Annotated in this window: 20 protein-coding genes and 1 pseudogene; 8 read left to right on the top strand and 13 right to left on the bottom strand. The window is 57.3% G+C overall.

Translation table 11 applies throughout. The annotated features are described in order from the left end of the window. Window positions 1-216: 216 nt before the first annotated feature. A complete protein-coding gene (locus tag PK28_RS07060) occupies window positions 217-1,518 on the bottom strand; it encodes a TlpA family protein disulfide reductase (RefSeq protein ID WP_082017001.1) in 1,302 nt (433 codons plus the stop codon). 216 nt (window positions 1,519-1,734) lie between these two features. On the opposite strand from PK28_RS07060, the gene PK28_RS07065 reads away from it, so the two are divergent. Both PK28_RS07065 and PK28_RS07070 read left to right on the top strand, forming a co-directional pair. Next, a complete protein-coding gene (locus PK28_RS07065) occupies window positions 1,735-4,017 on the top strand; it encodes an aconitate hydratase (protein ID WP_044512823.1) in 2,283 nt (760 codons plus the stop codon). Window positions 4,018-4,197: 180 nt separating this feature from the next. Next, window positions 4,198-4,752 (top strand): cupin domain-containing protein, encoded by a 555-nt coding sequence (locus PK28_RS07070; RefSeq protein WP_044516501.1) that lies wholly within the window; start codon window positions 4,198-4,200, stop codon window positions 4,750-4,752. A gap of 36 nt (window positions 4,753-4,788) precedes the next feature. Here the strand turns inward: PK28_RS07070 and PK28_RS07075 are convergent, their stop codons facing one another. After that, a complete protein-coding gene (locus PK28_RS07075; protein ID WP_197070489.1) occupies window positions 4,789-5,217 on the bottom strand; it encodes a hypothetical protein in 429 nt (142 codons plus the stop codon). Between the two features lie 57 nt (window positions 5,218-5,274). Between PK28_RS07075 and PK28_RS07080 the strand changes: the two genes are divergently transcribed. After that, entirely contained in the window at window positions 5,275-5,808 is a 534-nt protein-coding gene (locus tag PK28_RS07080) for a metal-dependent hydrolase (RefSeq protein ID WP_044512828.1), read from the top strand. Between the two features lie 61 nt (window positions 5,809-5,869). Beyond that, window positions 5,870-6,559, top strand: coding sequence for a TIGR02117 family protein (locus PK28_RS07085; protein WP_044512831.1), 690 nt, complete (start codon window positions 5,870-5,872; stop codon window positions 6,557-6,559). 109 nt (window positions 6,560-6,668) lie between these two features. On the opposite strand, the gene PK28_RS07090 is transcribed toward PK28_RS07085, so the two are convergent. Then, window positions 6,669-6,917: a hypothetical protein gene (locus tag PK28_RS07090; protein WP_044512834.1), complete on the bottom strand. Its 249-nt coding sequence runs from the start codon at window positions 6,915-6,917 to the stop codon at window positions 6,669-6,671. A gap of 219 nt (window positions 6,918-7,136) precedes the next feature. Between PK28_RS07090 and PK28_RS07095 the strand changes: the two genes are divergently transcribed. Together PK28_RS07095 and PK28_RS07100 are read left to right on the top strand one after the other, a co-directional pair. Next, complete coding sequence (locus tag PK28_RS07095; protein ID WP_044512839.1) at window positions 7,137-7,577, top strand: LexA family protein; 441 nt, start codon at window positions 7,137-7,139, stop codon at window positions 7,575-7,577. A gap of 13 nt (window positions 7,578-7,590) precedes the next feature. Next, window positions 7,591-8,886 carry a Y-family DNA polymerase gene (locus PK28_RS07100; RefSeq protein ID WP_044512841.1) on the top strand — a complete coding sequence of 432 codons (1,296 nt, stop codon included), beginning with the start codon at window positions 7,591-7,593 and terminating at the stop codon, window positions 8,884-8,886. Window positions 8,887-8,892: 6 nt separating this feature from the next. Here PK28_RS07100 and PK28_RS07105 read toward each other — a convergent pair whose 3' ends face one another. Next, on the bottom strand, window positions 8,893-11,754 hold the full coding sequence (locus PK28_RS07105) for a S8/S53 family peptidase (protein WP_082017002.1): 2,862 nt from the start codon (window positions 11,752-11,754) through the stop codon (window positions 8,893-8,895). 132 nt (window positions 11,755-11,886) lie between these two features. Between PK28_RS07105 and paaN the strand changes: the two genes are divergently transcribed. Next, a complete protein-coding gene (gene paaN / locus PK28_RS07110) occupies window positions 11,887-13,554 on the top strand; it encodes a phenylacetic acid degradation protein PaaN (protein WP_044512844.1) in 1,668 nt (555 codons plus the stop codon). Window positions 13,555-13,623: 69 nt separating this feature from the next. On the opposite strand, the gene PK28_RS07115 is transcribed toward paaN, so the two are convergent. Both PK28_RS07115 and PK28_RS07120 read right to left on the bottom strand, forming a co-directional pair. After that, window positions 13,624-13,872, bottom strand: coding sequence for a hypothetical protein (locus PK28_RS07115; protein WP_044512846.1), 249 nt, complete (start codon window positions 13,870-13,872; stop codon window positions 13,624-13,626). 204 nt (window positions 13,873-14,076) lie between these two features. Further along, complete coding sequence (locus PK28_RS07120; protein WP_048825708.1) at window positions 14,077-14,373, bottom strand: hypothetical protein; 297 nt, start codon at window positions 14,371-14,373, stop codon at window positions 14,077-14,079. Between the two features lie 189 nt (window positions 14,374-14,562). On the opposite strand from PK28_RS07120, the gene PK28_RS07125 reads away from it, so the two are divergent. Beyond that, complete coding sequence (locus PK28_RS07125) at window positions 14,563-15,024, top strand: energy transducer TonB (RefSeq protein WP_082017003.1); 462 nt, start codon at window positions 14,563-14,565, stop codon at window positions 15,022-15,024. Between the two features lie 117 nt (window positions 15,025-15,141). Here PK28_RS07125 and PK28_RS07130 read toward each other — a convergent pair whose 3' ends face one another. The 7 genes and pseudogenes from PK28_RS07130 to PK28_RS20890 all read right to left on the bottom strand — a co-directional run bounded on the left by PK28_RS07130 (window position 15,142) and on the right by PK28_RS20890 (window position 24,458). Then, window positions 15,142-15,690 carry a hypothetical protein gene (locus PK28_RS07130; RefSeq protein ID WP_044512851.1) on the bottom strand — a complete coding sequence of 183 codons (549 nt, stop codon included), beginning with the start codon at window positions 15,688-15,690 and terminating at the stop codon, window positions 15,142-15,144. A 67-nt stretch (window positions 15,691-15,757) separates the two neighbouring features. Next, a pseudogene (gene dctA, locus PK28_RS07135) lies at window positions 15,758-17,040 on the bottom strand (C4-dicarboxylate transporter DctA). Between the two features lie 118 nt (window positions 17,041-17,158). Continuing rightward, complete coding sequence (locus PK28_RS07140; protein ID WP_044512853.1) at window positions 17,159-18,856, bottom strand: T9SS type A sorting domain-containing protein; 1,698 nt, start codon at window positions 18,854-18,856, stop codon at window positions 17,159-17,161. Window positions 18,857-19,465: 609 nt separating this feature from the next. Next, the gene (locus PK28_RS07145) at window positions 19,466-22,108 is read right to left on the bottom strand and encodes a T9SS type A sorting domain-containing protein (RefSeq protein WP_044512855.1); all 2,643 of its coding nucleotides are present in this window, start codon (window positions 22,106-22,108) and stop codon (window positions 19,466-19,468) included. Window positions 22,109-22,907: 799 nt separating this feature from the next. Continuing rightward, on the bottom strand, window positions 22,908-23,726 hold the full coding sequence (locus PK28_RS07150; protein ID WP_044512859.1) for a universal stress protein: 819 nt from the start codon (window positions 23,724-23,726) through the stop codon (window positions 22,908-22,910). 58 nt (window positions 23,727-23,784) lie between these two features. Next, the gene (locus PK28_RS07155; protein ID WP_044512862.1) at window positions 23,785-24,225 is read right to left on the bottom strand and encodes an arsenate reductase ArsC; all 441 of its coding nucleotides are present in this window, start codon (window positions 24,223-24,225) and stop codon (window positions 23,785-23,787) included. Window positions 24,226-24,248: 23 nt separating this feature from the next. After that, a complete protein-coding gene (locus PK28_RS20890) occupies window positions 24,249-24,458 on the bottom strand; it encodes a GDCCVxC domain-containing (seleno)protein (RefSeq protein ID WP_071885101.1) in 210 nt (69 codons plus the stop codon). Window positions 24,459-24,474 lie beyond the last annotated feature (16 nt).

Below are 24,474 nucleotides of genomic sequence, written 5' to 3' on the forward strand. Positions count from 1 at the left end.
ACGCAAGCAAGAGTCGTTGTTTCCGTGGTTGTTCAACTGGCATAAGGTCCTTCGCCAAGCTCTGGATGACAGTTGATTGGGTGTGTCACTACAACCTCAGCCTACGCCGGGCCCTGGCTGTAAGCACCACATGCCTGAGAGTTATAGGCTTTAGTCAAGAAAAAAGCCCGCTTCCAATCGGAAACAGGCTTTTTTGATAAATCTAAGACGAAGGAATTACTCTGCCAGCAGCTTATCAATAGTAGCGTTGAATTCGTCGATTTCCTGCTGGTAGTACTTGCCGGTGCCGGGGCCGGAGAAGCCCGTGTGAATCTTGCGCACTTCGCCTTTCTTATCGAGGAAAATGGTGGTGGGGAAGGCCAGCACCTTGGCCAACTGTGGCAACGATTTGCTGGCTTCGGCGGCCGATGCCTCACCAGCCACGGCAATATCGTAGCCAATATTCATCCGCTGGCGCATCTTCAAGAGCTTCTGCGAAGCTACTTTTTGATCGGGGGTACGCTCGTAGCCCAGGCCGATGATTTCGACGCCGCGCTGCTTGTTCTTTTCGTACCAGGGCGCCAGGAAGTTGGTTTCGTCCATGCAGTTGGGGCACCACGAACCCAGGATTTGCACCACCACCACTTTGCCTTTGTACTTGGGGTCGGTGGGGGAGATGCTGCCGCCTTCGAAGATGTTTGGGAATTTGAAGTCGAGGCGCTTCTGGCCGGGCTTCATACCGGTCATGGCGTTGGCGTCGGGCAGCTTGGCGTTGGGGTCCAGCGTAGCCGTCCAGGTTTCGTGGCCGGATTTGCCGGAGTAGAAGTCGCCTTTCAGTGTACCATTTGGCTGCTTCTCGGCGGAGAACAGGAAACCGTGGCTGCCATCGAAAGTAGTAACCTGTAGCTTATTGCCGTCGGCCTGGCCAGCCAGGTAGCGGTAGTCGCCGGTAGAGGTCAGGAAAGTCCCGGTTACATCGTTTCCGCTTTGCTTGAAGATGCCCACGGCCGGGTAAGTGTCCCCATCATCCCCTTTAAAGGTTACGTTCCAGGTGCCGTCAAAAGACTCTGCTTTACCGGTAGTATTAAATAGCTTGCTCCCGCCTTTTTCCGCTGAAAACGCCACACGGTAGGGCTCTTTGCCATCGTACTTTACCCAGGCACCTTTCAGCTTGTCGGCACCATCCTGACGCACTACCAGCGCAGCATCAAACACACCCAGGCGGATGGTCATGGAGTCGCCGGCGGTGGTAATTTCGTCCAGCTTCAGCTTTTCTTCGCCGTTGCGCAGCGTTACAACAGGCTTGCCGCCGCTCTGCGAAACTTCAAACAGGAAAGGAATCTGCTGGCCCTGCGTGGAGAGCACGCCACGCCACTTGCCATTGCTTAAGGTAGGCGGGGTGCCGGTAGTTGTGCCGGCCTCGGGTTTGGCGGGCGTCTGGTTTTCAGTGGAGGTGGTGGAATTGGACTGACAGGCCACCGCGGCCAGCGCGAGTCCGGCCCCGGCTACGGCCTTACGAAGAGAGAAGGCTACGGGCATAGGAAAAAAGTTAGAATGTTAAGTTCGGGGCTAAACTACGGAGGGGTTCCGTTAGTTTAAATAGGAAGGCCAAATGTAGCCCGTAACGCCAACTTTGTGGGGCGCACCGCGGCTTAAAGTCAAAGCTGCGAAAGTTTTGGGCTACGCAACGGTCGTTACCTATATTTGCGTACCCTTTCGGGGGCGCTTTCCCTCTACACTTTTTCCCTTTTCGTTATGGCGTTTGACTTAGAAATGATTCAGGCCGTGTACGCCGGCATGGGCGCGCGCATTGAGGCCGCCCGCGCTGCTGTTGGCCGCCCGCTCACTTTGACTGAGAAAATTCTGTACGCTCACCTCTACGGTGGCCAGGTAACTCAGGCCTTCGAGCGGGGCGTTTCCTACGTCGATTTCGCCCCCGACCGTGTTGCTATGCAGGATGCTACGGCCCAGATGGCGCTGTTGCAATTCATGCAGGCCGGCAAGCCTAAAGTAGCCGTGCCCAGCACCGTGCATTGTGACCACCTCATTCAGGCCCAGAACGGTGCCGCCGAAGACCTGGCCGTGGCCAACGCCGAAAACAAGGAAGTTTATGACTTCCTGGCTTCGGTTTCCAACAAATACGGCATCGGCTTCTGGAAGCCTGGCGCCGGTATTATTCACCAGGTAGTACTCGAGAATTACGCCTTCCCCGGCGGTATGATGATTGGTACCGACTCCCACACGCCCAACGCGGGTGGTCTGGGTATGGTGGCTATTGGCGTAGGCGGTGCCGATGCCGTGGACGTAATGGCCGGCATGGCCTGGGAACTGAAATTCCCCAAAGTAATTGGCGTAAAGCTCACCGGTAAGATGAGCGGCTGGACCTCGGCCAAAGACGTTATCCTGAAAGTAGCTGGCATCCTGACCGTGAAAGGTGGCACCGGCGCTATCGTAGAATACTTCGGCGACGGCGCCGAGAGCATGTCGTGCACCGGCAAGGCTACCATCTGCAACATGGGTGCTGAAATTGGCGCTACCACCTCGGTATTTGCCTATGATGAAAGCATGGCCACGTACCTGCGCGGTACCAGCCGCGGCGAAATTGCCGACCTGGCTGCCGGCGTAGCCCAGCACCTACGCGCCGATGACGAGGTATTCGCTGACCCTTCCAAGTATTACGATCAGCTGATCGAAATTAACCTGGATGAGCTGGAGCCCCACGTAAACGGCCCTTTCACGCCGGACGCTGCCTGGCCTATCTCCCAGTTTGCAGCCGCAGTGCGTGAGCACGGCTGGCCCGAGAAACTGGAAGTGGGTCTGATTGGATCGTGCACCAACTCTTCCTACGAAGACATTACCCGCGCCGCCAGCATTGCCAAGCAGGCTGTAGATAAAGGCCTGGCCGTAAACGCGGAGTTCACCGTAACACCCGGCTCGGAGCTGGTGCGCTACACCGTGCAGCGCGACGGTTTGCTGGACACCTTCGCTCAGATGGGCGGCGTGGTGCTGGCCAATGCCTGCGGTCCGTGCATCGGCCAGTGGGCCCGCCACACCGACGACCCCAAGCGCAAGAACTCCATCATCACCTCGTTCAACCGCAACTTCGCCAAGCGCAACGACGGCAACCCGAACACGCACGCTTTCGTGGCCTCGCCCGAAATCGTAACGGCCTTCGCTATTGCTGGTGATTTGACCTTCAACCCCCTCACCGACACGCTGACGACCAAAGACGGCCAGCAGGTGAAGCTGGACGAGCCCCGCGGCGTGGAAATGCCACCCCAGGGCTACGCCGTAGAAGATGCCGGCTTCCAGGCCCCCGTAGCCGATGGCTCGGGTGTGCAGGTAGTGGTAGATCCTTCTTCTGACCGCCTGGAGCTGCTGGAGCCCTTCAAGGCCTGGGAAGGCACTGACCTCATGGGTTTGCGCCTGCTCATCAAAGCCCAGGGTAAGTGCACCACCGACCATATTTCCATGGCCGGCCCGTGGCTGAAATACCGCGGCCACCTGGACAACATCTCCAATAACATGCTCATTGGCGCCACCAACTGCTTCAACGGCGAAGCCAACAAGGTGCGCGACTATGTTTCGCAGGGTGTTACCTACACCACCGTTCCTCAGGCGGCCCGTAACTACAAGTCGATGGGCATTGGAACGGTAGTAGTGGGCGATGAGAACTACGGCGAAGGCTCTTCGCGGGAGCACGCCGCCATGGAGCCCCGCCACCTGGGTGTGCGCGCCATCATTGTGAAGTCGTTTGCCCGGATTCACGAGACTAACCTGAAGAAGCAGGGTATGCTGGGCCTCACCTTCGCCAACAAGGCCGACTACGACCTGGTTGAGGAAGGCGACACCATCGACATCATCGGCCTGACGGACTTCCAGCCCGGCAAGCCCCTGCAGGCCCGCCTGCACCACGAAGACGGCGACACCGACCTCATCACCCTGAACCACACGTACAACGAAGGTCAGATTGAGTGGTTTAAAGCCGGCTCCGCGCTGAACCTGATTCGTTTGAAAGAATCGGGCATGGCGGTGTAATGACCTAATTGCCGCTAAGTAAAAAGGCCGCTTTCCTGTTAAGGAAAGCGGCCTTTTTCATTGCCTTTTCTCTATATTCAGGAAGGCTTACCGCAATGCGCCGGGGAAGTAGGCTCTGCGCCCTTTCCGCGAGGGGCCGGGCTGGTATTCAAGCATCTGGTACTGTATAGCCCTTGCCGTATGAAAAGAAGAAAATTCATTCTCGCCTCCGCTGCAGGCCTGCCTTTTCTGACAACTGGGTTTGCCTGGGGCCAGAACAGGGCTAAAGGGTTTAAAGCCAAAGCCGGAGAAGGGCGCCTGCACGGGCACATTCTGCTGAAGGGCGTCAACGCCAACCTTATTGATGTGAAAGTATCGGGTAAGGATACCAATGGCGCGCTGGCCATTTTTGAGCAAACCAGCCAGTCGCAGGGGCGGGGCACGCCATTGCACGTGCATCCGTTGCAGGATGAAGTATTCTACGTGCTGGAAGGGAATTACTTTTTCCAGGTAGGCGAAGATAAATTCCGGCTGGCGGCCGGGGATAGTATCTTTTTGCCCCGCAAGGTGCCACACTCCTGGATTCAGCTAAGTGAGCGGGGAAAAATGACCGTTACCCTGCAACCCGCCGGCAAGCTGGAGGAGTTCTTTGTGGCTATGGCCGCTCTGGATCATACGCCTACTGCCGAGGAGCTTGCCCGCCTTTTTGCGGCGCACGAAATGCAGGTGCTGGGCCCGCCGGTAACGCCTGATTAAGTATTTCAGAAATGGGGTAAACTATAGCTCCAAGTGTTACCGAACCTGCTCGCGCGTGAGCACTGCCTGTTGCTGGCGGGTATGTCGGGGCCGTTGCACCAAGTAATAATAGGCTAATATCAGCAACCCCGCCACAAAGGGCACCAGCGCCAGGTGCTTGCCCGTAATGCCGGGCGCAAACAGCTGGGTGTCAAAGCCGAAGAACTCACTGATCATCCAGTAGGAGTTGGCGGCTATCCAGAGCACGATGGCCACGTTGTGCGCCCACTCCGAGGCCACGTGGCGGGTGCGCCAGGCTATAACCACGGCAATAACCAGCGTCGGCGCAATCATGAGCAGGCCCAGGGGTTTCCAGACCATGCACCAGCTTACATCTTTCAGGAGCCAAAAGACGATGTGCATGTTCTCCATGCGCCGGTACGAGGCCGGAATTCGGTAGTCGGATTCAGGAAGATGGGCGGGCATTGTTACTGGAAAAAAGACTTTCAAATGTAAAGCCCCTGTGCCTATTTGCGGGTTGCTATGCCTACTATTTTCACGCATGCGGCCGTTGCCGTTGGCTTGGGCCGCAGCCTGACTACCGCCCGGCAACCCGCCGGCTTTTGGTGGCTCACGGCCCTGGCGGCCATCCTGCCGGATTTCGATGCTATTACCTTTAAGCTGGGCATTGCCTACGCCAGCATGTGGGGGCATCGGGGCTTCACGCACTCAGTGGTTTTCGCGGTACTGGTGGGCATTTGTCTAACCTGGCTAACGCCGGGGCGCTGGCGCGGTGGGTGGAGCCGGGTGGCCCTGACGGGCTGGTTTGTAGCCGCAACGGTTTCGCACCCGTTGCTGGATATGCTTACCAATGGCGGCCTGGGGGTGGCTTTGCTGGCGCCATTCGGCGGGGAGCGATTTTTCTGGCCCTGGCGGCCCGTGCGCGTCTCGCCGGTAGGTGGGGGCTTCTTTTCCGGGCGCGGCGCGGCTACTTTACTGAGTGAGCTGCGGTGGCTATGGCTGCCCACCGGGTTGGTGCTGGCTGCCGCGCTTACCCGGCGCCGTTCTGCCCGCTAAAGCAACTTCCCGCCCCGTTTACGTATGAGGGCTACCTTTTTGCTTTACCTTTTTGCTTTCTATGCCAAACGCCCTGAAGACTGTTTTGAAAAGTGCCGCCTGGGCGGGTGGCGGAATATTTGGGGCTTTGGCCGTATATCTGGTGGGGTCTGCGGCGCTTTCCATGGTGCCAGTTGGCCAGCAGAGCCAGCCCTCTGAGGGCGCCATTGAGGCGTATATTCTCTCCAACGGCGTGCATACCGATATTGTAGTGCCCGTGCGCACCGCTCAGATAGACTGGAGCGAGCTGCTGCCCTACGCCGATACGCCCGCCGCCGACACCACCATGAACTACCTGGGCTTTGGTTGGGGCGACAAGGGCTTTTACCTGGATACGCCCACCTGGTCGCAGCTCAAAGTAAGCACAGCCTTTAAGGCCATGTTCTGGCTGGGCACCTCGGCCATGCACACCACCTATTACCACCAGCCCACAGAAAACGACAAGTGCGTTAAAATCTATCTGACGCCCGAGGAGTACAGCCGCCTGATTACCTTCATCAAAGACAGTTTCGCCTACGATGCGGCCGGACGGGTGCAGCACATTGAGGGCCACAACTACGGCCTGAACGATACCTTCTACGACGCCCGCCGCACCTACAACCTGTTCTATACCTGCAACACCTGGGCCAACGACGCCCTGAAAGCCAGCGGCCAGAAAGCCAGCCTCTGGACGCCCGCCGATACCGGCATTTTCTACCAGTACGGCCGCTAGAGCCAGCAGCACAGGCTGGTGGACTAAAAGGAAATAAAAAGCCCGACTGTAGCTGCCGGGAAAGCAGACTACAGCCGGGAATAAGGGGTGGGCGAAAACGACTAACCGGTTAATTCAGCCACACATCGGCCACGGGCTCAAAGCGCCGGGCGGCAAAAGCACCATACGGCGCCTCCACATAAAACCCGAGGATATGCACCTGGGGCTGGCCGGTGTGGGCGTTGGGTAAGGTACGAACCGGGTAAACCCGGCCATCCTCTGGCCACTCGCCCACATAGTTAGCAGGACGACGAGTGGCATCTACGCAGCGGGCAAACTGCTGGACCGGAAGCGGAACGGGAAGCTTTACTTTCGACATATCCAAAGATACAGATATTTGAGATAACTAAAAAGTTTAGCCTAAATTTTTATATGATTTTTCGGGTTAAATAATGCTTTTAATGTGGTTTTAATAGAACTTATAAAATTTTGGCATTGCATGGATAATTGATAAGTCTTTACATACGAAACCGGGTGATTTGTGGATTTGCTAAATTAATTAGTAAATAGCAGCCGTCAAGCATTAACCTACCCCGGCATGAGTCTGCTGCATCTATACCGTTTGCCCGATAAGCCCTGGCCGCTACAGCTGCCGGTCATTGGCAGCACGCTTTCGGCGGGTTTCCCTTCTCCCGCCGACGACCACCTCGACCCGCCCCTCGACCTAAACCGCCACCTGTTCCGGCACCCGGCCGCCACCTTTCTGGCCCGGGTGCGCGGCAACTCCATGCTGGAAGCCGGCATTCATGATGGCGACCTGATTGCCATTGACCGCGCACTCACGCCCCGCGACGGGCACGTGGTAGTAGCCGTGGTAGAGGGCGAGTATACCATTAAGCGCCTGCGGCAGGAGGGCCCGCGCTTGTGGCTGGAGCCCGCCAATGCCCACTACCAAAACGTGGAAATAACCGGCGACATGAGCTTTACCGTGCGCGGGGTAGTCACGCACGTCATTCACGCCCTGCCACCCACCTGCTGAGTTTTCCTGGCCTATGTTTGCTCTGGTTGATTGCAACAACTTCTATGTGTCCTGCGAGCGGGTATTTCAGCCGCAGCTGGAGGGCGTGCCCGTGGTAGTGCTCAGCAACAACGACGGCTGCCTGATAGCCCGCTCCGACGAAGCCAAGAACCTGGGGTTTGCAATGGGCGAGCCATACTATCAGGCGCGGGCCCGGCTGCAGGAGCACCATGTAGAGGTATTTTCCTCCAATTATCCGCTCTATGGTGATATGAGCCGGCGCGTCACGCAGGTGCTGACCCAGTTTTCGCCCGAGGTAGAAGTGTATTCCATTGATGAGTCGTTTCTGGACCTGAGCGGGCAGCTCTATCTGTTCCCGGATCTGGCCGACTGTGCTGCGGCCGTGCGCGCCGCCGTGCGCCAGCAAACCGGTATTCCGGTCTGTGTGGGCGTAGCGCCCACCAAAACCCTGGCTAAGCTGGCCAATCGTTTAGCCCGCCATACCTCTACGGGGGTGCTGGTGCTGAACACGCCCGAGCAGCGCGCCGCGGCCCTGGCCGCTACGCCGGTAGAGAAGATATGGGGCATTGGCCGCCGCTACGCGCCCAAGCTGCTGGCCCAGAACATTCAGACCGCCGCCGATTTAGTGGCTATGCCCGAAGCCTGGGCCCGGCGGCACCTGGGCGGGGTAGTGGGCGTGCGCCTCTGGCGGGAGCTGCGCGGCGAAGTGTGCCTGGCGCTGCATGCCGGCGGGGGAGAAGAGGCCACTGCTGCCCCGGTGCGCCACAGCGTAACCTGTACCCGCTCTTTTGGTCGGCCGCAAACCGGGCTGGGGCCGCTGGCCGAGGCCATGGCTATGTTTGTGGAGCGGGCCGCCGAGCGCCTTCGCCGGCAAGGGCTGTCGGCGCATCTGCTCACCATTATTCTGGGTACAAACCGGTTTACGGCTGGCGGGCCGCACACCCAAACCCTGGTGCTACCCCTCACTACGGCTACTAATGATACCGCTGCCCTTACCAAAACCGCCCTGCGTGCGCTGCGCCAGCTGCGACAGGCGGGCGTAGCCTACCAGCGAGCTGGGGTGCTATTGAGTGGGCTGGAGCCGGCCGGGTGTGCACAGCTGGATTTATTCGGGGCCTCCGCCAAAGACCAGGAGCAGCGCCAGCAGCTGATGGCTACCCTGGACGGGCTAAACCAGCGTTTTGGGCGCAGCATGGTGCAGCTGGCCGCAGCAGGCACTGCCCAAAGCCGGCAGGTCTGGGGCGGGCGGCAGGCCCGCCGCTCTCCGGCCTTCACTACCAGCTGGGATGAGCTTTGGACGGTTGGCTAACCCAGACTATGGTTGGGTTACCAATACTTTGCGCGTGAGCAACGCCTCCTTACCTTGTAGCTGTACAATGTAAACCCCTGGCTTCAAGCCCTGCAGTTGGAGGGTAGCGTTGGTCTGGTGCGCCGGCCAGCTTTGCTGCCGCACCACGCGCCCCACCCCGTCCAGCACGATTACCCGCTCCGCCGCAAACCCAGCCGGAACCGACACATACAGCAGGCCCGTAGTGGGGTTGGGGAACAGCTGCCATAGCGTGGCCTGCGCCGGCTGTACCGGTAGGGCCAGGGTGTTGTACCAGTCCTGGGCGGTGTTGCCGGTGGTCAGCAGGCTATCCAGCGTGCCGGCTGCCAGCACCGCAAACGCTACCATAACCGAGTCGCCGGGGGCCAGCTGGGGTATTTTGGCGCCCAGCATATAGGACACATCGGCGCCGGTGGAGGTTTGGCCGGCTGCGCGGTTGCGGGTGCCGGTTGCCAGCATCCGAAACTTCTCGGCATCACTAAACCCGTTATAAATACGCACTGCCGAATCCGCCGGGGCCGCATTGTCGGCGGCATAGAAGGACGGTGCCCCGCCCCGCAGCAGGGTTACGCCGGCGTAATGCTTCGGGTTCTTGCGCTCGGTTACATAGCCCAGGCGGCGCTCCTCGTCCCAGGCCGCCTCGTTGCCGGCCGGGTTGGGCAGCAGGTCCCAATCCATATACAAACCAGCATGCAGGGGCTTCAGCGTATCAGGCGTGATGTTGGTCAGCCGATATTCCAGCACGATAAAATTACGCCGCTCAGTAGGCTCGGCCCAGGCGTAGGCGTGCTGCCGTACCCGCACGCCGGTCCGGGTAGCGGGCCGTGTATTTTGCAGGGTATCAGCAAATACGCCGGTGGCTTCCTCGGTGGCGCGGCGTGGGGCCTGCAACAGCTGCACAGCGCTAACGACCGTAAAATCCGTGTTTATTTTATTCTGCGCGTTGGGCAGCCGGTCTGATACCCGACGGGCCGAGGTAGCCACCACCAGCCCTCCGATGGAGAGCATCGGAAGCTTGGTGCGGTACATCACCCCGTCGCCCAAGGAAGGGTCGGTTGCTTCGTAACCAATATTGCCCTGGCTGGTCAGGCTCAGGTCCAGGTCGCCGGCCGTGAGGGTGACGTAGCCGGGGTTTAGTACTATTTTAAGGTACTGATCATCCTGATAGCCATTATCACCCACAAAATGATAACGCAATACTGCCGTAGTAGCCATGGGTGTTTCCGGGCTGATAATCAGCTCAAACGGGTTTTCCGCATTAGAGGTCACCGCCAGGGTATTAAGAGCGGGGACAGGAAAGGTCTGGTTCCGCACCGTAAGGTACGGCGAAAGAGACGTGAGGCTGACCGAAAGGCCCGTAATGGGGTTCAGCAGACTCTGTACCTGCACGGTGAGGCGCACGGTGTCGCCCGGCTGAAAGTAGGAGCGGACCGGGAGGTAGTCCTCCCGCATTACGCGGGCCTCGCGGCGGTCAGTGAGAGTCAGCGCACGGGCCACGTTCAGGCGGCCAGTGCCCAGCTTATGGCGGTAAACGGCGTTGCTAGTGATGGTATATAAGGAGTCGGTAGTTTGACGCAGCTGGGCGGCCACCTGCTCGGCGGTGTACTGCGGAAAGCGCAGGCGCACCAAAGCGGCCGCCCCCGCTACTAACGGGGCCGCAAATGAGGACCCCCAGACGCCGGAAGAATAAGCACTATCATGGTCGAAGCTGGTGGTAAGGATGGCTTCGCTGGGGGCGGTGAGGTCCACGAAGTAGCTGTAAGAAATGTTCTTACCCTTGCGGTCATTTACATCGGAGCCGGATACGGAAATAACATGGTCGTAGCTGGCCGGGTAGAAGTCGAGGTCGGCGTTGGTGTTACCGGCGGCGGCTACAATCACCATGTTGCGGTTCACGGCCGCGTAGGTAATAATATCCTGCTCGTACTGGGAGCGGCCGCCTACATCACCCCAGGAAAGATTCAGCACCTGGCAGCCGTGGTCGGCGGCGTATACGATGGACTCAAAGCCCGCAAAAAAGCCGGTGGGCGTGCTGGGGTATACTTTCAGGGGCAGGTATTTGCACTGGAAGCCCATGCCGGCAATACCCCGGCCATTATCGGTGCGGGCGGCGGCCACGCCGGCTACCAGGGTGCCGTGCCCATAGCCGGGCAGATTATCCGCGGTAGGGTCGTTATCGTTATCGGCCAGGTCCCAGCCGCGGAAGTTGTCCACGTAGCCATCCTTGTCGTTGTCGATGCCATCGATAGGGTCGGCGTAGTTGCGCTGTTCCTTGCCTTTCAGGTCCTGGTGCGTGAAACGCGTGCCGGTATCCGAAATGCCGATGACGATGGTAGAGTCGCCCTTGGAAAAATCCCAAGCCCGGTAGGCTCGGATATTTTTCAGGTAGTACTGCCGAGGATTAGCGGTCCGGGTAGAGTCGGCAAAGGGGTCGTTGGGCTGGTACAGGGGCTGGCGCTGGTACAGCGGCTCCACGTACTCAAAAGCGCCGGTTTGCAGCAGCTGTTGGCGCACTTTCTCAAACGGCACCCCGGCTGGATAGCGCATCTGGTAAATCTGGCGCAGGTCTACGCCCCGGGTCTGCCCGGCGCGGGGGAGCAGGGCCTTCGGGTATTTTTGCCGGGGCTGGGTGGCGCCCAACTGCTGCAGGGCTTTCTGCACCGGGGAACTCTGGAGCAGGTCAGCGGGGACCATACCCCGGGCGCTGGCGGGTGCTTTCAGGCGCACTACACATACCCCCGGCTGGGTAGTGGGGCCCAGGCGGGCCGGCTGCGCCGGGGCGGCCATGGGGGCCAATAAGCCACCGCCCAGCAACAGGACCAGCAATAGTAAGCGTAGCGGTGGGAACATAAGCGGGGCAGGTTCGGGGGGATTTGTAAATTTAACCTTTCGGAGCAGTACTTTGCGTCTGCTATACGGGGTTTTCGACCAACCCGGTAAACCACCCGACCAATCTATTTCCTGCCTCTTCCCACCTGTATTATGACGGAAACCACCCGCAAACACCAAGCTACCCTCGACACGGCCGTGAAGGCCCTCCACGGCCGCACGTTCTTCGCCGCATTTCCCGAAAACCCTTCCCCCGAAATCTACGGGGCCGATGCCGACCAGCAGGGCCGGGAGAAGTTCCAGGCCCTGCGCGGCCAGCGCTTTACTGAGCTGCTGCAAGAGGAGCCCGAGCAGTGGGTAGGCCAGGAGGAGTCGCCCTACGAGCAGCAGCCGCTAGGCATCACCTACCCATACTTTGCCCCGGAAACCCTGGTGCAGCGCGCCGAAGCCGCTTTTACGGAGTGGCGCAAGCTGAAGCCCGCCCAGCGTGCGGCCCTGCTCACGGAAAGCCTGGACGGCATGCGCCAGCGCTTCTTTGAAATTGCCTACGCCACCATGCACACCACGGGCCAGGCCTATATGATGTCGTTCCAGGCCAGCGGCCCGCATGCCGCCGACCGCGCCCTGGAGGCCATTGCCGCCGGTTACGAGGAGCAGACCCGCTTTCCCGAGGAAACCCGCTGGGAGAAGCCCATGGGCAAATACAACCTCACCCTGCACAAAACCTGGCGCGCCGTGCCCAAGGGCGTAGCCCTGGTTATTGGCTGCTCTACGTTCCCTACCTGGAACACGGTGCCCGGCATGTTTGCCTCCCTGGTAACCGGCAACCCGGTTATCATTAAGCCGCACCCCAAAGCCGTGCTGCCCATTGCTATTGTGGTGGCCGAAGTGCAGAAAGTGCTGAAAGAGCACGGCCTGAACCCCAACATCTGCCAGCTGGCCGTAGATGCCAACGACCGTCTCATTACGAAGGACCTGGCCGAAAACCCGGCTGTGAAGCTGATTGACTATACCGGCGGCTCGCAGTTTGGCGATTATATCGAAAGCCTGAAGGGTAAAACTGTCTTCACCGAGAAAACCGGCGTGAACAGCATTATCCTGGATAGCTGCGACGACCTGGACAAGGTGGCCCAGAACCTGGCCTTCTCCGTGAGTTTGTACTCCGGGCAGATGTGCACGGCCCCGCAGAACTTCTTTGTGCCGGCCGCCGGCGTGAAAGTAGGCGACCAGCTGGTGCCTTACGAGGAGGTGGTACAGAAGCTGGCCGGCGCCGTAACCGGCCTGGCTACCAACCCCAAAGTGGGGCCGCACGTGTTTGGCGCCATTCAGAACCCGGCCACGCAGGAGCGGGTGGAGCAGCTCAGCCTCGATGGTGGACGCAAAGTGCTGGCCCATGGCTCGGTAGACAACCCCATGTTCCAGAACGCGCGCACCTGCTCGCCCAGCATCCACGAAACGACTTCTGATAAAGTGGAGCAGTTCAGCCAGGAGTTGTTTGGGCCTATCATGCTGGTGATTAAGACCAAAGACACCCAGGAAAGCATCCACCTGGCCGCGAAGCTGGCTAAGGAGCACGGCGCTATTTCCTGCGGCGCCTACACCACCGACCCCGAGATAAAGGAGCAGATTATGGATGAGATGAGCCTGGCCGGTACGCCCGTCAGCTTCAACCTCACCGGCGGCATCTACGTGAACCAGAACGCGGGCTTCTCCGACTTCCACGTAACGGGCGGCAACCCCGCCGGCAACGCCTCCTTCACCAACCCCGAGTTCGTGATTAAGCGCTTCACCTGGGTGGGCTTCCGCGAGCCGGTAGTGTAATATAGCTGGTGCTAATCAAAAAAGGCCCTGACTGTTAAGTCAGGGCCTTTTTGTTGCTGGAGAATAGCGCTAGTTGCCTTTCCCATACTTGTATTTGTGGGGGGATTTCACGGTTTTAAACTTCTGCGGGTTCTTGGCATTCAGATCAAGCCCCAACCCAATGGTAACGGGGTCTTTCTTAGATTTTGCTTTATTGTTATCCCGCCGCGGCGGTGAGTCGGTGGCGTAGTTGCGGGGGTTCTGCAGGACTTTATCCTGCGTGCAGGAAGCGCCCAATAAGAGCATTCCGGCCAGGAGGGAGTAAGCGGTATAACGCATAGCAGTGGGAAGTTAAATGGAGCGCCGACAGTGGCGGATAGTTAGACTTTGTACTGATATGCAGGCAGAAAAGATGTTGTTTGGCTCGCTTTTTTAGTATTCATTATTTTGTATTATTTCTGATTGTCAGTGCATTGCAAATAAAAAAGCCTCTGCTCTTCCACGGAAGAGCAGAGGCTTTTTAGCTGAAAACCAGCGGGTTTACTAGATGATATGGCGCAAATCGTCGCGCAGGTTTTCTATGCCGCGCCAGATTTCGTCCCAGGTGCTCCGGTCGGTATCGTTGGTGGCCGGAGCAGTGGTGCCGGAGTTCGGGGTGGGACCCAGCTGCGCCGCCAGCTTGGCCCGTTTCACCTCCAGAGCGGCAATATGCTCGTGGTAGGTGTGGGGAGAGTTGGCGGTGGTGGCGTGGGCGCGGTTGCGCAGGGTTTTGATCTTGCCGTTCAGCTCTTCCAGCGCCTGGCGCAGGTCGGCGTCGGAGAGGTTTTCGGGTACGCGCATATGGCTGGGGGAGGGCGGATAAGACATGGCAGCAGAATATGGACCGTTACTGCACGTACTGTATTTGCGGTGGAAAAGATGCCTGAATGCCGGCCAACTTAAGCGCAACACAACCATAATTTCCCGGTAACGCCCGCCCCGGAGTTGGCTTCTAGCTTTGCCCCGTCTCTAAACCAACCACCTGGGCGTATGAATCGGTCTACTATTCTGCTCTTACTACTGCTGTGCTTTGTCGGGAAGCTGCGCGCTCAGAAATCAAAACAGATGGTGACGCTGGCTACCAACACGCCGTTGGCGCCGCCCGAAGAAGCCGCCCAGCCAGCCGCCGCCCCCGTGGTGTATCTGCTGGCCGATCAGATGCCCACTTTTACGGGCGGCGAGGCGGGCTTTCAGCAGTTTATCCGGGACAAGGCCCAGTATCCCGAAAAAGCCCTTGCCCAAGGCATTTCCGGCAAGGTCCACGTCCGGTTTGTGGTAGATGATAAAGGCCGCATCCGCGACGCGCAGGTAATAAAGGGCCTGGGCTATGGCCTGGATGAAGAAGCACTGCGCCTGGTGCGTATTATGCCCTGGTGGACGCCGGGCACTATTAAAGGCAAAGCCGTGTGGGTAAGCTATACCATGCCTATTACCTTCCGGGCCATGAATTAAGGGGGTGAGGTGGTGACATAGTGAGATGGTGAGTTTGACGTTCCGCTTGCGCAAACCGCGCGTATTGAACAACAAACTCACCATCTCACTATCTCACCACCTCACCGGAATACCATCTCACCATTTCACCGGTATCCCCAGCTCCCGGGCCAGCGGGGCCGCCGCCGACTGATACAGGTGCTGCAGCAGCTCATCCACGGCCGGGGCCAGCTCCACCAGGTAGTCTTCGTGCAGTTTGGCGGTCTGTTTCAAGGCTTCCTGAGTGCGCCGGGCCAAATGGGTGAGCAGCGGCTGGGTGGGCCCGTGCAGGCGCGCTACCGCGGCGGGCTGGTGCCGGAATACGTTGATCAGCAGCCGCACGCTCAGTTCCACTTCACCCATTAGGTCGCCGGTAATTTTGGTGTGGTAAGTAAGGCGGGCCTGCAGCTGGCGCACTACCACCAGCAGGTCGTTGGGGGTTTGGTGGTAGCCGCGCACGGGGTCGTCTACCTGCGTGCGCAGGCGGTGGCGGCGCTCTTCCAGGGCATCGTCGCCTTCCAGCAGACGGAAGGCCAGCTGCTCGGTGAGCACGGCGTCCTGAGCTACCAGGCGCGTAAGGAGCTGGTCTTTTTCTTTCTGAGGCAGGTTGAGCAGGGCTTTGCGCAGGTCGGGCGAGAGAGCGGGCATAGGGGAGTTAGATGGACTATATGTTACGCTGAGCAGCCCCACACAAGTTCCCGGCAAAAGGGCCTTGTTAACTCACTAGCACGTCCGACTCGGCGTGTACCCGCCCGGCCAGCGCGGCGCGGTTCTTCACTTCATCAAACTCCTTTTCGCTTTTGGCGACGACCACCGTGGCCACCGCATTGCCGATGATGTTGGTAATGGCCCGCGCCTCCGACATAAACCGGTCTACGCCCAGCAGCAGGGCCATGCCTTCTACCGGAATAACTTTGGTGGCCGCCAGTGTGGAGGCCAGCACCACAAACCCCGAGCCCGTAACGCCGGCCGCGCCCTTGCTGGTCAGCATCAGAATACCAATAATAGTGAGCTGCTGCCCCAGTGTGAGCGGAATATGAAATGCCTGCGCCAGAAAGATGCTGGCCATGGAGAGGTAAATGGTAGTGCCATCCAGGTTAAAGGAATACCCCGTAGGAATAACCAGCCCCGCCACGGAGCGGGAACAGCCGTACGCCTCCAGCTTGTCAATCAGCCGCGGCAGCGCCGACTCCGACGACGACGTGCCCAGCACAATCAGCAGCTCTTCCTTAATGAAGCCCAGCAGCCGCCACAAACTGAATTGGTAGTAGCGCGCCACCGTGCCCAGAACGCCAAAAATGAACAAAGCCATGGTCAGGTACACGGCGCCCATCAGCTTGGCCAGGGGCAGCAGCGTGTGCAGGCCGTATTTGCCAATGGTGTAAGCCATGCCCCCGAAAGCGCCCAGCGGGGCCAGCTTCATAATCATGGCCAGCATGCCGAACAGCACGTGGCTCAGGCGTTCAAAAGTGGCCATGAGCGGCCCGCTTACGGTGTAGCTCACGCGGGAAAGCGCAAACCCAAACAGCACGGCCACCAGCAGCACCTGCAGCACGTCGCCGCCGGTAAAAGCGCCCACCAGATTCTCCGGTATAATGTGGGTGAAAAAGGCCACCCAATCCATTTGCGTAGCCTTTTCACTGTACTGCTGGGTTTCGGCGGCCTTAGCAGCTACCTGGCTGGTATCAATGCCCGCGCCGGGCTGCACCAGGTTGGCCGCCACCACCCCAATGACCAGGGCCAGCGTGGTAATCAGCTCAAAATAAAGCAGCGCCTTGCCGCCCACCCGGCCCACTTTTTCAGGTTGCCAATGCTGCCAATACCCAGCACCACCGTGAGGAAGATGATGGGCGCAATCAGCATCTTTATCAGGCTGATAAAAACGTCGCCGATGGGCTTGAGCGCCGCGCCCACGGTGGGGAACAGCGCCCCTACCAGAATGCCCAGCGCAATGGCCGTGAGTACCTGAAAAGTAAGGTTGCGGGAGAGGTGCTTCATGCGGGCGGCAAAGTAGGTAAAAAGCCCTACACCGTGTGGCAGTGGTGCTGGCCAGCGGCATACAAAAAAGGCCTACCCGTTTGGGTAGGCCTTTTTGCATATGTATTAACGGAAAGCCTTATTTAACTAAGCTGATGCGGTTGGACTTGGTTTTACCATCGGCCATTACCTTGTAGTAGTAAGTGCCGGTGGGCAGTTGGGCGCCTCTCAGCAGAATAGAGTTATTCACCCCGCCTTTGGCCTCGCCATCGAAGATGGTAGCTACGCGGCTTCCCATGGCGTTGTAGAGCTCTACCTTTACATGGCCGCTGCGCGGAACCGAGAAGTTGATGGTAGCATCCCGGCCCGTGGGGTTGGGGTAGGCCTCAGTGCGAATGCTGCGCTGCTCAGTCGGAGCGGAAATTTTGGCTTCACCGGCTGGTGCCAAGGGAACAAGTGTTGGGCAGGAGTTCGAAGTATAGTTGGTGCAATTGGTAGCAGGTGATGTGCAACCGGCAGGATCCGCAGTGGTAATACCCGTAGTGACGGTAATACTAAAGCCGCCTAAGCCAGGCACAACGGTGAATACAACCGGGCCATTTGAACCAGTATAGGTGAATGTCTGAGCAGTTTGACCAGTTTGCGTTAAGATGTACTTACCTACTACCGGGCAGGATACCGTTACAGTAGGTGTAGTGTTTGTTCCGCAGATGAGGGCATCCTGAATTGTTACAACAGGTCTGGCAGGATTTGATGGCTGTGCATTCACCACTACTGATGTGGAACCTGAGACGCAGTCACCTTGCGAGGCGGTGAGGCCGTAAGTACCTGGGGCCACGCCAGTGAAGCTAAAGGGAGCAGCGCTGGTAGTGCGGGTGGTAGTGGCGGGGCTGGGACCGGTAAGAGTATAAGTATAACCGGCTATCGGAGCGGTAACATACACTGTACCGGTGGCTACTGAGCAAGTGGGCTGATCTACGGTAGCTGCTGGCCTGGCAGGCGTTGCGTTAAAACCGCCCAGGGCAAAATCCTGGAGCGAAGCCGTGATGGACTGCGAGTTGCGGGTTTCAACCATGAAGGCCGCAAAACAGGTAGAAATGTCCAGGGCGCAAAGGTCAATGGCGCCTTCATAGAATAGGTTGGGAGCATAAAAAGTATCCCCGTTGCTGGCCTTGTAGGTAAATCCTGCCGGCACATCAGCTTTGGAGTGGTTTACATCAGCACAATAGTTATCGGACGAGGCCGACTGCAACACGAGCTTGCCATTCTGCCATTCATACACCTTAATAGTAGGCTTGGTACCTCCGGAGGTGAAGTCGCTCAGAATCAGCAAGTCCCCATTCGTGTGGACGCCACTAAAGGTGCCATTAGAATTTGTACTGACATCACTCTTAAAAAACCAAAAGCCAATAGAGGCGTCGCCATTATCGGAGGTACGGTCGCCAAAGAAGCGCAGGATGCAGTTACCGGTTCCTGTTAACACAGCGCCGGCATTCGTAATGTCGCCTTTGGCATTGGCATTGCCCAAGCTCCAGCGCCAGGAAGCAATGGTGCTGCCATCTTTAGAGCCCTGCGTAAACTGGTTGTCGACGTTGCTAGCTGCATTTGCTGAATCCAGCTTATAGCCATGAATGGGATACGTAGTCTGGAAATTAGCCCAGTCTGATGGGTCACCATCACAGTAAGTACCTAAAATCTGGGCTGAGGCGGTAATGGAGGAGAAAACTATCAAGCTTAGCAGGAGCAATAGGTACCGCCAGGTTTTGGAGCTGCTGGTTTTTAAAGGAATTATTTCGGTGCTTACTGTAGCAATGGGTGTGTGAGAAGTAGAGCTCATGGTTGCGCATTTCAGGATACATTACTGATAATTCAACGAGCGTTTGTTGCTGCGAAAAGCAGCGCACCAAAAGTCTCCCGCAGCACGTACGGGCGACCTGGACGAGGGAAGGAAGTGGGCAGAAACGGGTAGCCTAAACCGGCTTATGCCAGACAGGAAGGGGGCTCCAGACACCTTTTCAATCAGGAGTTGGCTGATCGATAGAAAGGGTGGAAAGCGAGAAAGGAGAATGGGCAGAGTAGCACAAGCAGGAGCCACATTACCGTCAGCAGTGGGCGCGGGAATAGCTCAGATGGTAGGGCTGTTAGCCATTTGAATAAGGGGATTCCGTCATCACAAATTCTACACGCACGGTGGACACCTGGTCTTATTGGCAGGTCTTTCCCTCAGGCCGCAGCTGCAGAGGGGGCTTGAAGAACCTTGTTTTGTAATAGTATAATTTAATCATAAATAAATGCATAATCTAATTAGCTGATAATAATATTTAGACTTTTTTATATATATGTAAATATATGTTATAAACCTCGCTAAAAGCTACCTGTCAGCCTACCAAAAAGACCCGCCCAAACTGGACGGGTCTTTTGTAGTCATATCCACAGTCTACAGGTCTTATTTCACCAGGCTAATCCGGTTGGTCTTCGTCTTACCGTCGGTTGTAACTTTATAGTAGTAGGTGCCGGTAGGGAGTTGGGCGCCTTTCAGTACTACGGAGTGGCTTTCACCGCCTTTGGCTTCCCCATCAAACAGAGTTGTAACGTAGCGGCCCAGGGCGTTATATACATCCACTTTTACGTGCCCGCTGCGCGGAACCGAGAAGTTGATGGTAGCATCCCGGCCTGTGGGGTTGGGGTAGGCCTCGGTGCGGATGCTGCGCTGCATTGGGGTCGCCTTGTCCGTTGTTTGTAAGGATGAACTACTTGACTTTCCAATCAAGCCAGCCCCTCCACAGTTATTAGCTCCTGAAACGCACTTGCTGGAATTCTCATATACTACGCTGTACCCAGAACCAGCCGCCAAATTTTCAAACAAGACTTCATTGGTCCCATCACTTACAATTTTTATATCATCATAGCCGGTCCGGCTGAGAATATAAGTGCCTACTTCAGGGCTGTTTACCGTTACGCTAAAGAAAGCAGAGTTACAGGCCGGGGCATTATACGTGACATCAGGCGGAGAGGGGAGGTCGTTTATCGTTACTGTAACGTCACTGTATTGAGAACCACAGGAAGGTGTGGCGTTACTGGTTACCGTCAGGCGCAAGGTAACAGTCCCGTATACTCCACCAGTTACTGTTACAGTAGGCTTGGCAATAGCATCATCCGAGAACTCAACACCCATTGCAGCGTCTGACTTACTCTGAACAGTCCATTTGAAGGTGCCGTTGGTGCCGCTACCATCTAGTTGGAAAGTGTTTCCAGCTTCATCCAGGCATTGGGCGGCAGGAGCATCTCCCGCACTGGCAGTGGGGTTGGCATTCACTACCAAGGAAATAGCAGCACCTGCGCTTTCACAGCCAGTCGTGCTGTTCTTGACGTAAATAATGCCTGAATAGGTGCCAGCGACCAAACTGCCTGTCCCTGAAATAGTAATGGGGCTGGAAGTAGGCAGAGCCACGTAGCTACTCATACTAGTGAGCCCCGAAGTCCAAGTAATTTTATATTGATCAGCCCCCCCGGTCACGCCGGTATAGGAGAGCGAAGCGCTGGTGGTACCGGCGCAGATGGCCCCAATGGCAGGCGCTGTGATAGTGGGGTTAGAATTGACTGCCAGTGAAACACTAGCGCCCGTACTGATACAGCCGGTCGTGCTGTTCTTGACGTAAATAATGCCTGAGTAGGTGCCGGCAGCCAAACTGCCTGTCCCTGAGATAGTAATGGGGCTGCTAGGCAGAGAGGCATAATCAGTCATGCTGGTGAGCCCCGAAGTCCAGATAATTTTGTACTGGTTAGCCCCCCCGGTTACGCCCGTATAAGAGAGCGAAGCGCTGGTGGTACCGGCGCAGATGGCCCCAATGGCAGGCGCTGTGATAGTGGGCAGTGGGTTTACAGTTACATCATCGTTGCAACTGCTGCCTATATATCCTGTAGCACTAATATCAACTTTAACGTTGAATGTGCCCGTGCTCCCGCTCTTTGCCCGTACTCTCACAGTTGCAACATCGCCAGGATTAGTAACCACCTGATTACTACTGTTGAGGAATTCTCCGTCCCCGGTTAACGTCCAGGCATAATGCGCGCCGGTAGCGCTGGTGCTGGCTGTATACTCTAAGACATCACCCACGCAGGCAGCCTCATATTTAGTAATACCGCAATCAGACTGAAACACGGTGATAGCGCCGGACTGAATCTGATTGTCTTGGTTACCCAGGCTGGCCCCATCCAGTTTTTCCAGCTTGAAGTGGTAGGGGCCGCCACTGATATCGGAAGCGCCTTTATCCGCGCCTACCCACAGGGCCGAATAGGGCGAGCCATTATCGCCCGTGGCCAGGTGCCCGCCCGCCAGAATCAGAATTTTCTTGGAGGCAGAAGTCCAGGAAAGGCGGTAGATACCATAGGAGTCACCGGAGAGGTCAGGAGCAGAGTAGCCACCAAACTCCATAGTGGCGCCGGAAATGGAGGTGCCGGCCTCGCCGTAGAGCTGCACGCCGCGCTTGACCACCGCGGAGCTGAAGCCCGGATACGTTGTGTTATCATAAGCGGCCACCACCGTGGAAATAGGCGAGGTAGTATACTGCGAGGCGGGTGCGGCGGCCACAGCCTTCACGCCACTGGTAAACAAACTACTGATCATGCTGGCCGTGGCCGGGTTGGGAATGCCGGCGGCCGTAACAAGGGCCAGCCGGTCACTGGCACTGGTGGGGTCAAACGTGCCGCTCTTGATCTGCCCACCGGTAATGTTGTTGTAGTCCTTCAGCGCCTGATCAAAGCCCGTGACGAAGTCATAGGCATTGACTCCGCCTTTGGTGGCCAGCACCCGAAACTCCAGGAGGTGATAATTAGCTGTTTGCCCGGCAGGAGGGGCTGGGTTGGCGGGGATATTGACCAGCACCAGGCGCTGCAGCGTGCTGGTGCCTTCATAGTACTGGGAGTTGTTAGGAATCAAAGCCCCGTTTATCCATTGCTCTTTATTCGGCTCATTGGCATATTGGGAGAAGGAGGAGCCAAATGTCTCCTTGGTTTTTTGTGCCTGCCCCGAAACGCTGAGCAGCAGTAAACCAACTGCTACCAGCAGAAAGCGGTGCCAGTTTGCCATTAAGAACCAAGTTGTCTTTTGGCGAATGAGTGCCTTCTCACAAGGTGTATAGTGAGAGGTAGTGTAGTAAATAGGTGTGTCAGAAGTGGAGTACATAGTTGCATAGGTCAGATTCAGTACTGAAAAAATCACCAAGCACGCGGCGCTGTAGACAACAGCTCGCCAGGAGCCCACAAAATGTGAGTTCAACCCGGACGTTAAGAAGCAGTGTGGGTAGTAGCGGGTAACCTAGACCGGCTGCTACAGAGAATAGGTGTGGAGGCAGGTAGCGCCAGCTACATTCAGGGAATGAGCCGTAGCGCTGAGTAGAAATTTAGAATGGGCTAAAGGATAACTGTTCAGACGTAGGGGTAGCAGGCACACTGTTGCAGGCAGTGTGCAAACCCGGAAATGGGGGCTTTCCAGAAAAGAAGAGCACTAAATAATCAGCGAGTGGAAGCCTGGATTAACAGGAGAGAAGGGAACCGTATTTGCAACTGGTTACGCACGGTGGGCACTCAGGCTTAGTCACCCACCCATACCCCGGCCGAGGAAAAATAGGCAGGCCTTAAAGATTATCTGCATCTGAATAAGTCAATTTAATCACTAATTAATCCGATATCAAAATAATCTTGATAATAATATTTAATCATTTTTATATATGAAAAAACTAATTCAAAGAGGGGCCATTGCTGGCACTATTTAATGGTCGCCTGCTCTTATAGCCAGGCGCAGAAAACCCTGTTTTAAGGCATCAGAAGCAATAAAAAAGCCCCGCCTGTTCGGCGGGGCTGTCGTCTCAGAGCAGAATCATACGTAATTAATCCTCACTGGGCAGTACCAGCACCGGCACAATGCTGTGGCGTACCACTTGCGCCGTAATGCTGTGATGGAAAAGCTCACCCAACAGACTGTGTCGCCGCGCAATGAGTACCAGCAAATCGGCCTGGGTGAGCAGCACGGCTTCCTGAATGCCCTCGGCCAGATCGGAGTGGCGGACCACCTGCGCCTGGGGCTGCTCCAGCTCCATGGCCAGGCCACTGCGCTGCACGGAGTCCAGGGAAAGCTGCGCCGATTCGGTTTCTTCAGGCGTGGCTACGTGCACCACGGTTAAGGGCGCCCCTAACTCGTGCAGCAGGTGCGGAATATTCGCCGATTCGGCGCTCAGGGCAAACCCCTGGCCATCCACCGCCAGCGTAATGTGGGCCGGCGGGCTGGCTACGGCAGACATCACCGGCACCACCAGCATGGGGCAGGTAGCGGCATGAATCAGCTCCAGCGAGGTAGTAGTTACCAGCTCATCGGGGGTAGCTTCCGTGTCGGGCTTACCTACAATCAGTAAACTGGGGAGCAGGCGTTCGGTGGCTTCCGTTACGGCCTGGGCTACCTGGTCAGTCGTTACCTCTACCACGGCCGGAACGCTCAGGTGGCTGGTGCGCTCGGCCAGCGCGGTGGCCACTTCGCCTTCGCTCAGGTGGGTAATTTTGCCGGTCAGCAGGTCGGGGTCCAGGAGGGAAGTGCGCCGCACATGCAGGAGCACAATAGACGTTTCCAGTTTTTCGGCCAGCGCGTTAGCATAGGTTAGGGCGTGGTCGGCGGCGGGAGAGAAGTCGGTGAGTACCAGCAGGGGGGAGGCCATAGTGCTGCAGTAAGGAATAGAGGAGTTGCGGAATATGCTGCAGTATACGTGGGAATGGCTAATCCTGTATCAGGTGGGGAAAATGTTCATCTGCAAATGCCTGCGCGTAGGCCTTCACCTGGTTGCGCACGGCGCGGAACTGCTGCAGAATCTCTTCCTCCGTGCCGGTGGCTTTGGCAGGGTCCGGGAAGTTATGGTGCAACTGTTTGGCTGATGCGGGAAACACCGGGCAAACCTCCCGGGCGTGGTCGCAGACGGTTATAACATAATCAAACGGGATATGGGTGTACTTCTCCACGTGGTGGCTGGTGTGGTGGCTGATGTCAATACCATCTTCGTGCATTACCTGCACGGCGCGTGGGTTCAGTCCGTGGGTTTCTACACCGGCCGAGTACACATGAGCCCGCACCCCCAGTAGCTGTTGCAGGTAGCCATGCAGCAGCTGGCTGCGGCAGGAGTTGCCGGTGCACAGCACCAGAATGTTTTTAGGATCAGCCATAAATAACAACTAGAGGAAATATGTTAGCCGCAGCAGCTACCGGCTTGCCTGGGTGGGCATGGCACGGTGCCGTACGAACAGAAAACGCAACAGTCTCCGGCCCGGGGCTTCAGCACCGTATGGCAGTGCGTGCATTCATAGAAATACTGACACGCGTCGGTCGGCATTTCTTCTGCCTCCTGGTAGCCGCACACGGGGCAGGTAATGACAGCGGAAGTAATCAGCGCATTCATAGCCAGTAGAAGTTAA

The sequence above is a fragment of the Hymenobacter sp. DG25B genome, assembly GCF_000801315.1.
GTDB lineage: Bacteria > Bacteroidota > Bacteroidia > Cytophagales > Hymenobacteraceae > Hymenobacter.

Bases quoted from the DNA above. Each gene is read 5' to 3' on its own strand.
- PK28_RS07060 (WP_082017001.1), bottom strand. From the start codon at position 1,518: ATGCCCGTAGCCTTCTCTCTTCGTAAGGCCGTAGCCGGGGCCGGACTC.
- PK28_RS07065 (WP_044512823.1), top strand. From the start codon at position 1,735: ATGGCGTTTGACTTAGAAATGATTCAGGCCGTGTACGCCGGCATGGGC.
- PK28_RS07070 (WP_044516501.1), top strand. From the start codon at position 4,198: ATGAAAAGAAGAAAATTCATTCTCGCCTCCGCTGCAGGCCTGCCTTTT.
- PK28_RS07075 (WP_197070489.1), bottom strand. From the start codon at position 5,217: ATGCCCGCCCATCTTCCTGAATCCGACTACCGAATTCCGGCCTCGTAC.
- PK28_RS07080 (WP_044512828.1), top strand. From the start codon at position 5,275: ATGCCTACTATTTTCACGCATGCGGCCGTTGCCGTTGGCTTGGGCCGC.
- PK28_RS07085 (WP_044512831.1), top strand. From the start codon at position 5,870: ATGCCAAACGCCCTGAAGACTGTTTTGAAAAGTGCCGCCTGGGCGGGT.
- PK28_RS07090 (WP_044512834.1), bottom strand. From the start codon at position 6,917: ATGTCGAAAGTAAAGCTTCCCGTTCCGCTTCCGGTCCAGCAGTTTGCC.
- PK28_RS07095 (WP_044512839.1), top strand. From the start codon at position 7,137: ATGAGTCTGCTGCATCTATACCGTTTGCCCGATAAGCCCTGGCCGCTA.
- PK28_RS07100 (WP_044512841.1), top strand. From the start codon at position 7,591: ATGTTTGCTCTGGTTGATTGCAACAACTTCTATGTGTCCTGCGAGCGG.
- PK28_RS07105 (WP_082017002.1), bottom strand. From the start codon at position 11,754: ATGTTCCCACCGCTACGCTTACTATTGCTGGTCCTGTTGCTGGGCGGT.
- paaN (WP_044512844.1), top strand. From the start codon at position 11,887: ATGACGGAAACCACCCGCAAACACCAAGCTACCCTCGACACGGCCGTG.
- PK28_RS07115 (WP_044512846.1), bottom strand. From the start codon at position 13,872: ATGCGTTATACCGCTTACTCCCTCCTGGCCGGAATGCTCTTATTGGGC.
- PK28_RS07120 (WP_048825708.1), bottom strand. From the start codon at position 14,373: ATGCGCGTACCCGAAAACCTCTCCGACGCCGACCTGCGCCAGGCGCTG.
- PK28_RS07125 (WP_082017003.1), top strand. From the start codon at position 14,563: ATGAATCGGTCTACTATTCTGCTCTTACTACTGCTGTGCTTTGTCGGG.
- PK28_RS07130 (WP_044512851.1), bottom strand. From the start codon at position 15,690: ATGCCCGCTCTCTCGCCCGACCTGCGCAAAGCCCTGCTCAACCTGCCT.
- PK28_RS07140 (WP_044512853.1), bottom strand. From the start codon at position 18,856: ATGAGCTCTACTTCTCACACACCCATTGCTACAGTAAGCACCGAAATA.
- PK28_RS07145 (WP_044512855.1), bottom strand. From the start codon at position 22,108: ATGGCAAACTGGCACCGCTTTCTGCTGGTAGCAGTTGGTTTACTGCTG.
- PK28_RS07150 (WP_044512859.1), bottom strand. From the start codon at position 23,726: ATGGCCTCCCCCCTGCTGGTACTCACCGACTTCTCTCCCGCCGCCGAC.
- PK28_RS07155 (WP_044512862.1), bottom strand. From the start codon at position 24,225: ATGGCTGATCCTAAAAACATTCTGGTGCTGTGCACCGGCAACTCCTGC.
- PK28_RS20890 (WP_071885101.1), bottom strand. From the start codon at position 24,458: ATGAATGCGCTGATTACTTCCGCTGTCATTACCTGCCCCGTGTGCGGC.